Source organism: Pseudomonas sp. B21128 (assembly GCF_044218865.1).
GTDB classification, from domain to species: Bacteria; Pseudomonadota; Gammaproteobacteria; order Pseudomonadales; family Pseudomonadaceae; genus Aquipseudomonas; species Aquipseudomonas iridis.
This window is the reverse complement of the sequence record NZ_CP162590.1, coordinates 2,294,731-2,302,500: the sequence shown is the minus strand read 5'-3', so window position 1 is coordinate 2,302,500 and position 7,770 is coordinate 2,294,731. Positions and strand designations below refer to the sequence as shown.

Here is a 7,770-nt window from a genome sequence, read left to right as displayed (position 1 = left end):
GCATATGCAGCAATCCCAACCCAAGAATCACATAGACCAGCCGATGCAGCTTCTTCCAGCGAGCACCCAAACGGCGCTGACTGTATCGATTTGAGGTGACCGCCAAAGCCAACAATCCGAGGAAACCCAACGCGCCGACAATAATGTATGGCCGCTTGCGCAACTCGACACCTAGTTGAGACCAGTCGAAACCCAGGATAAAAGCCATATAGCTGCATAGGTGCAAAACCACATAGGCAAAACACCAAAGGCCCAACTGCCGCCGAACAGCAATCCACCCCGCCCAACCGGTCAGTTTTTGCAAAGGCGTCATGCTCAAGGTGATCAACAGCAGCGCCAACGTGCCAAGGCCCAGCCTGTCAACCAGCACCTTGCCAGGATCCGGCCCAAGCAGATCCGCGAAAGCCTGATAGAACCACAGCATCGGCCAAATCGCTGCAGCAATGAAAACCCCCACCCGCCAGACCGGATATCGCATCAGTAATTCTTCCGCAGATCGAGCCCTGTATATAAAGAAGCGACTTCTTCCGAATAGCCGTTGAACATCTGGGTATCGCGCACATTCGGCTTGAACAGACTGTTCGGCAGCCTCCGCTCGCGCGCTTGCGTCCAGCGCGGATGATCGACAGTCGGATTCACATTTGCATAGAAGCCGTATTCGTCCGCCGCAATGCTTTGCCAGGTCGTTTTCGGTTGCTCACTGACAAGACTGATACGCACGATGGATTTGACACTCTTGAAGCCGTACTTCCATGGCACCACCAGCCGCAGAGGAGCTCCGTTCTGATTCGGCAATTCGCGGCCATACATGCCCACCGCCAGAATCGCCAATGGATTCATTGCCTCGTCCAGACGCAAGCCTTCTACATAAGGCCATTCGATCAAGGCAAAACCTGATCGCTGCCCGGGCATGCTTTTCGGATCCTGTAGGGTTTCAAACCGAATGTATTTGGCCTTGGAGGTCGGCTCGACCTGTTTGAGCAGCGCCGCAATGGGAAAACCGATCCACGGAATGACCATCGACCAGGCCTCGACGCAGCGCAGGCGATAGATACGCTCCTCCAATTGGTACGGTTTCATGAAGTCTTCCAGCGCATAACGCCCCGGCTTACCCACCTCCCCGTCCACCACCACACTCCACGGTTCGGTTTTCAGCGAACCGGCATTGGCGGCCGGATCACCCTTATCGGTGCCGAACTCATAGAAATTGTTGTAATGAGTCGCGTCTTTATAAGGCGTGATCGCCTCATCCTTGACGTTTACAGCCCCCCATTGAGTAGAGAGGAGTTTTTCAGCAAACCAGGCAGGCGCCTTGCCAGGTTCGACATCGGCATATCGCGCCGCATCGTCAGCATTGGCCCAGCGCGGAAGAGTGCTCACGGCGATGCCGGCCACGGAGGCTCCGAGCAGCTGGCGGCGAGACAGATAGATAGACTCAGACGTGACGTCCGACTCATGGCAGTCAGACGCTTTGGGAATGTTGATGAGCATGGCAACTCCGCAGCTTTGGAGGACAGATGCACCCATAGACTGCGGAGTATGCTGGAAATTACATCACTCGGCGTTTTTGTGACGACGAAGATGCAATAGATACTGAATGGGGCCTGAAGCCGCATAAGCGAGGAACACCAGCAGCAGAATGCGCGGTGGATCGCTGAACACAACAGCGAACACCAGCACTACCGCGAGGATTGCCACGAAAGGCACGCGCCCTTTCAAATCCAGCTCCTTGAAGCTGTTGTATTTGATGTTGCTGACCATCAGCATGCCGGCAGCTGCGACCATCAGTGCAACCAGAAACGACATCTTCGAACCCTGGATGCCGTAATCGCTGAACGCCCAGACAATACCCGCCACCACGCCAGCAGCTGCCGGACTGGCCAGCCCGATGAAGTAGCGCTTGTCGGCTGTCCCCACCTGAGTGTTGAAACGCGCCAGACGCAACGCCGCGCCCGCTACATAAATGAAGGCGACCATCCAGCCGACCTTGCCCATGTCACCCAGTGCCCAGCCGAAGGCCAGCAATGCAGGGGCAACACCGAAGGCGACCATGTCGGACAGCGAGTCATACTCGGCGCCGAAGGCACTTTGCGTGTTGGTCATGCGCGCGACACGACCGTCGAGGCCGTCGAGCACCATCGCGACAAAAATCGCGATTGCGGCGAACGCGAAATACTTGCTCGCATTGACGGAATCACCAGCGCTTAACGCCGCCTGCGCGCTCATCGAGTTGATGATGGAGTAAAACCCGGCAAACAGGTTCGCAGTGGTGAATAGATTCGGCAGCAGATAGATACCACGATGCCGGACTTTACGGCCTTCTGCGTCATGCCCTTCTTCGATGTGCTCATCGATGGGCAGCAGGCTTTCGGCGTCTGAAGCCTTGTTCGGCTCTTCGGGACGTTCGCTCATGGACATTACCTTGCAACGGTTTGGAAAAATTCGACAGGTGCCTGTGGACGACAGTTCGGCCACAAACGATGCAGCTTTATACCAGAACCACCGCCCCAAACGAAAAAACGCGGCCGAGGCCGCGTTTTTCGTACAAGGGACGACGACTTAGTTTTTGGCTTTGTCGACGATCTTGTTGGCACCGATCCACGGCATCATGGAGCGCAGTTGCTCGCCGATGATTTCGATACCGTGAGCGGCGTTGTTACGACGCTTGGCGGTCATCGAAGGGTAGCCGGTTGCGCCTTCGCTGATGAACATTTTGGCGTATTCGCCGTCCTGAATACGTTTCAGGGCGTTGCGCATGGCCTGACGGGACTCGGCGTTGATCACTTCCGGGCCGGTCACGTACTCGCCGTATTCGGCGTTATTGGAGATCGAGTAGTTCATGTTGGCGATACCGCCTTCGTACATGAGGTCAACGATCAGTTTCAGTTCGTGCAGGCACTCGAAGTAGGCCATTTCCGGCGCGTAGCCAGCTTCAACCAGCGTTTCGAAACCAGCTTTCACCAGTTCAACGGTACCGCCACACAGAACGGCTTGCTCGCCGAACAGGTCGGTTTCAGTCTCGTCCTTGAAGGTGGTTTCGATGATGCCGGTACGACCGCCACCAACGCCGGCAGCGTAGGACAGTGCAACGTTTTTGGCGTTGCCGGAAGCGTCCTGGTAGATCGCGATCAGGTCAGGAATACCGCCGCCTTTCACGAACTCGGAACGTACGGTGTGGCCCGGGGCTTTCGGCGCGATCATGATGACGTCGAGGTCGGCACGCGGAACAACCTGGTTGTAGTGGATCGCGAAGCCGTGGGAGAAGGCCAGGGTGGCGCCTTTCTTGATGTTCGGCTCGATTTCGTTCTTGTACAGAGCAGACTGGAATTCGTCCGGGGTCAGGATCATGACCAGGTCGGCAGCAGCAACAGCGGAAGCAACGTCGGTCACTTTCAGGCCGTGAGCTTCGGCTTTGGCAACGGTGGCCGAACCTTTACGCAGACCAACGGTAACGTCGACGCCGGAGTCTTTCAGGTTGCACGCCTGGGCGTGGCCCTGGGAACCGTAACCGATGATGGCAACTTTCTTGCCCTGGATGATCGACAGGTCGCAGTCTTTCTCGTAATAAACTTTCATGAAATTCCCCTATATATCCAGGCCGTTCAGGCCATTCGCTAATTTGGTTTAGATGCTGAGTACTTTGTCGCCGCGGGCAATACCGGTTACGCCACTGCGGACGGTTTCCAGAATCGATGCGGTGCCGATGGACTGAATGAAGCTGTCGAGCTTGTCGCTGGTACCGGTCAATTGAACGGTATACACGCTGGCGCTGACATCGACGATCTGTCCACGGTAAATATCGGTGGTGCGTTTGATCTCGGCGCGCTGGGCGCCAGTGGCCTTGACCTTGACCAGCATCAGTTCGCGCTCGATGTGAGCACTTTCCGACAGGTCCACCAGCTTGACCACTTCGATCAGCTTGTTCAGGTTTTTGGTGATCTGCTCGATGACTTCATCATGACCCACAGTGGTCAGCGTCAGACGCGACAGGGTCGGGTCTTCGGTCGGGGCCACGGTCAGGCTTTCGATGTTGTAGTTGCGCTGCGAGAACAGGCCGACTACGCGAGACAAAGCGCCGGGTTCGTTTTCCAGAAGCAAGGAAATAATGTGCCGCATGATTAAGTACGCTCCGTCTTGCTCAGCCACATATCGCGCATGGAGCCGTCTTTGATCTGCATCGGGTAGACGTGCTCGCTGGTATCAACCGAAACATCGATGATCACCAGACGATCCTTCATGGCGAACGCTTCGGCCATCTTCGACTTCAAATCTTTCGATTCGGTGATGCGTACGCCGATGTGGCCATAAGCTTCAGCCAACTTGACGAAGTCAGGCAGCGATTCCATATAGGAGTGCGAGTGACGGCTGCCATAGCTCATGTCCTGCCACTGACGAACCATCCCCAGAACACCGTTGTTCAGGATGACGATTTTCACTGGCAAGCCATATTGCAGGCAGGTCGACAGTTCCTGGATGTTCATCTGGATACTGCCTTCGCCGGTGACGCACGCAACGTCGTCGTCCGGAAAGCTCAACTTGATGCCCATGGCTGCGGGGAAACCGAAGCCCATGGTGCCCAGGCCACCGGAGTTGATCCAGCGGTTAGGCTTGTTGAACGTGTAGTACTGCGCAGCGAACATCTGGTGCTGACCGACGTCGGAGGTGATATAGGCATCGCCCTTGGTCACTTCGCACAGGGTTTCGATAACGGTCTGCGGCTTGATCTTGCTGCCGTCGCCCTTGTCGTAAGGGAACAGGCCGCGATCACCGCGCCATTCATCAACCTGCTTCCACCAACTGGCCACGGACTCCTTGTTCGGGGTCTCGCCGATTTCCTTGAGGATCGCGACCATTTCGGTCAGGACGCTTTCCACCGGACCAACGATAGGCACGTCAGCCTTGATGGTCTTGGAAATCGAAGCCGGGTCGATGTCGATGTGAATGATCTTGGCGTTCGGGCAGAACTTCGCCGGGCCGTTGATCACTCGGTCATCGAAACGTGCGCCAACTGCCAGGATCACGTCGGCATGGTGCATCGCCAGGTTGGCGGTGTAGCTGCCGTGCATACCGAGCATGCCGATGAACTGACGATCAGTGCCAGGGAAAGCGCCCAGACCCATCAACGTGTTAGTCACCGGCAGGTTGAGCATTTTCGCCAGTTCGGTCAGCGGAGCGGAACCGTTGCCCAGAATGACGCCGCCGCCGGAGTACAACACTGGGCGCTTGGCCGCCAGGAGCATTTCTGCTGCCTTGCGGATTTGCCCGGAGTGCCCTCGAACGGCCGGGCTGTAGGAACGCAGCTTGGCTTTCTTGGGGAAGATGTATTCGAACTTTTCGGCCGGGTTGGTCATGTCTTTCGGGATATCGACCACGACCGGGCCAGGACGACCGGATTGCGCCAGGTAGAACGCTTTCTTCATGACTTCCGGGATTTCCGAGGCGTGCTTGATCATGAAGCTGTGCTTCACGATCGGCCGGGAGATACCGATCATGTCGGTTTCCTGGAACGCGTCGGTGCCGACCATGGTGCTTGGCACCTGACCGGAAATGATCACCATTGGAATCGAGTCCATATAGGCAGTGGCAATACCGGTGATGGCGTTTGTGGCGCCTGGACCGGAAGTCACCAATACCACGCCGGCTTTACCGGTGGCACGGGCGTAGCCGTCAGCCATATGGGTTGCCGCTTGTTCGTGACGAACCAGGATGTGAGTCACTTCCGGTTCTTTGAACAGGGCATCGTAAACATGCAGGAGAGCACCACCCGGGTACCCGTAGATATATTTGACGCCTTCGTCACGCAAGAAGCGGACGAGCATCTCACCGCCAGATAAAAGCTCCACGTTGTTCACCTCTAAAACGCCAGAATACCGCCCACGAAAATGGGACGGGTCTTAATAGGTTTACTTCTCGGCAGAGCATGAGCGACGGTGGTCGCCGACTACGTCAGCACTGACTGAGCAAGTATTGGGATCGTCCCAAGTGTTGCGGGCCTTTCCCACCCAGCGCGAGGTAACGCGTTGCGGGTGTAACAGGTCGGCGCGGGTATGCGCCTCATGATCTACCGAGTGGGTCTGCTTCTGGCAGTCCCTCTACAGCGGACTTTGGATTCTTCTGTTTCGCCCTCTCCAAGTCAAGTCGTCTCTGTGGTTAATTGTGGGTAAGCACATGAGAACGCAAGAAAAAACCTGAAAACAGCTACTCTGTTAGCGTCAATTGCGCAATTTTGCCAAGGAATCAGCATGCGAATGCTTCTGTTAACCCTGCTGATCGGCCTCAGCCCATGGTGCACAGCCGCTCAGATTTACAAATGGGTCGATGCCCAAGGTGTGACGCACTTCGATGCGCAACCTCCGCCGGGCCAACCATCCACCACGGTACACACGCCCTCCCCGGCCCCGGCAAAACCTGCAACAACGCCGGGCAGCGGTGTGCTGGGCGATCAGAAAGCCATCGACGACAAGGTCAAGAAACAGGTCGCCGACCAACAAGCGCAGCTCAAGGCATTTTGTGAGCAGGCACGGACGAATCTTGCGCAATTACAGAACAATCCGCGGTTGCGAGAGGACGTGGGGGGAGAATTGCGGCGGCTGGATGATGCACAACGGCAGGAGCGCATTGTCGAAGCGCAGAAACAGATCAAAGAGAACTGCCAGTAAAACCTGGCAGTTTTCGGTTCAGCGGGAAGCGGTGATCAGCAGGTCAAACTCTTTGAGCAGCACCTGCAGTTGACGATCCCGCCCCTGAACGTTGCGCTGGGCGAAGACCATTTCCGCCATTTCCTGAATACCCGAGGCGTTCGGCAGCGGCAGATCCTGCTCAAGGATCATCTTCATGCGGGGCAGGAAGATCCATTGCAGCCACTGCTCGAAATCGAGCGTATCGACCGAAAACGGCTCGACACTGCTCAAGGCCTCGGCCGAGGGCGAGACCTCATCCCACCAACCCTGCGTACGCAGCTCACGCTCGATCAGCAATAGCTGATCGGCGATTTTCGGGAAGCGCGCATCCATCACAGCGTTACCTTGGCCTTTTGACGGGCCAGGGCAGCGCCGGCGGAATCACCTTGTTTCTCACGGGACTGAGCGATGATTTCCCACAGATTGGCCTGCAAATCCGGACGACCATTGGCCATGGTCAACGCACGACGGGCGAACTGCTCGGCCTGCGGCGCATCGCCTTGAGCCATGCGCACCTGAGCCAGACGATAGAGCACTTGCGGCTCACGCGGCGCAACACGCTGCGCGCGCTCCAGGCTCGACGACGCACCGTTGAGGTCGCCACCGGCCTGTTGCTGTTGAGCAGTCGTCAACAAGGCGAGCACCGGACCATCCAGTTGCTCGTCCGCCGACAAACCACCGCCACTGCTGGCCGAAGGAATGCCGCTCGGCGTCGAGGGCATGCTGTAGCTGCCGGAGTTGATCGGTGCCGACTCGACTGGCGACGGGTTATAGGGTCCCGCCGAAATACCCCCGGATGCCGGGCCCGGCACAATTGGCGCAGCGCTGATCGGTGCCGACGTTGTCGCGCCACCGCCCGGCACCATCACTACGACGCCGGTATCGCCTTGCGGGATGGCTTGAGGCTGGCCCTGCACAGGACGCTTGACCGTCGTCTGACGGAAACCGCCATTGGCGGAAATGCGTTCACTGTTGGACACGGCTGTGCCCGAATCCACTACAGGGATCGAACCACGCTGAACGGTAGAGCAGCCGCTGAGCAAAGCCACGGCGGTCACCGCTGGAATCAACCACTTGTTCACTTGAAACC

General features: G+C 57.2%; 9 protein-coding genes (1 of these 9 only partly in view). 1 reads left to right on the top strand and 8 read right to left on the bottom strand.

Annotated elements, in window-relative coordinates; translation table 11 throughout:
- The 6 genes from msrQ to AB4P91_RS10245 all read right to left on the bottom strand — a co-directional run.
- On the bottom strand, positions 1 to 478 hold the 5' portion of the coding sequence (gene msrQ / locus AB4P91_RS10270) for a protein-methionine-sulfoxide reductase heme-binding subunit MsrQ (protein ID WP_395604737.1). It extends 140 nt beyond the left edge of the window; the window shows 478 of its 618 coding nt (coding positions 1-478); the start codon lies at positions 476 to 478; its stop codon lies off the left edge, out of view.
- Entirely contained in the window at positions 478 to 1,491 is a 1,014-nt protein-coding gene (msrP, locus tag AB4P91_RS10265; RefSeq protein WP_395604736.1) for a protein-methionine-sulfoxide reductase catalytic subunit MsrP, read from the bottom strand. Before msrP ends, msrQ begins: the two co-directional genes overlap by 1 nt.
- Positions 1,492 to 1,554: 63 nt before the next feature.
- A complete protein-coding gene (pssA, locus tag AB4P91_RS10260; RefSeq protein WP_042561080.1) occupies positions 1,555 to 2,412 on the bottom strand; it encodes a CDP-diacylglycerol--serine O-phosphatidyltransferase in 858 nt (285 codons plus the stop codon).
- Positions 2,413 to 2,559: 147 nt separating this feature from the next.
- Positions 2,560 to 3,576: a ketol-acid reductoisomerase gene (gene ilvC / locus AB4P91_RS10255; protein WP_007948647.1), complete on the bottom strand. Its 1,017-nt coding sequence runs from the start codon at positions 3,574 to 3,576 to the stop codon at positions 2,560 to 2,562.
- A 48-nt stretch (positions 3,577 to 3,624) separates the two neighbouring features.
- Positions 3,625 to 4,116 (bottom strand): acetolactate synthase small subunit, encoded by a 492-nt coding sequence (gene ilvN, locus AB4P91_RS10250; protein ID WP_003176102.1) that lies wholly within the window; start codon positions 4,114 to 4,116, stop codon positions 3,625 to 3,627.
- Between the two features lie 2 nt (positions 4,117 to 4,118).
- A complete protein-coding gene (locus AB4P91_RS10245) occupies positions 4,119 to 5,843 on the bottom strand; it encodes an acetolactate synthase 3 large subunit (RefSeq protein WP_150688195.1) in 1,725 nt (574 codons plus the stop codon).
- Between the two features lie 399 nt (positions 5,844 to 6,242).
- On the opposite strand from AB4P91_RS10245, the gene AB4P91_RS10240 reads away from it, so the two are divergent.
- Positions 6,243 to 6,659, top strand: a complete 417-nt coding sequence (locus AB4P91_RS10240) for a DUF4124 domain-containing protein (protein ID WP_150595354.1) — start codon at positions 6,243 to 6,245, stop codon at positions 6,657 to 6,659.
- An 18-nt stretch (positions 6,660 to 6,677) separates the two neighbouring features.
- Here the strand turns inward: AB4P91_RS10240 and AB4P91_RS10235 are convergent, their stop codons facing one another.
- Both AB4P91_RS10235 and AB4P91_RS10230 read right to left on the bottom strand, forming a co-directional pair.
- Positions 6,678 to 7,013 carry a YqcC family protein gene (locus AB4P91_RS10235; RefSeq protein WP_150595353.1) on the bottom strand — a complete coding sequence of 112 codons (336 nt, stop codon included), beginning with the start codon at positions 7,011 to 7,013 and terminating at the stop codon, positions 6,678 to 6,680.
- Positions 7,013 to 7,762 (bottom strand): tetratricopeptide repeat protein, encoded by a 750-nt coding sequence (locus tag AB4P91_RS10230; protein WP_150595352.1) that lies wholly within the window; start codon positions 7,760 to 7,762, stop codon positions 7,013 to 7,015. Before AB4P91_RS10230 ends, AB4P91_RS10235 begins: the two co-directional genes overlap by 1 nt.
- Positions 7,763 to 7,770: the final 8 nt, after the last annotated feature.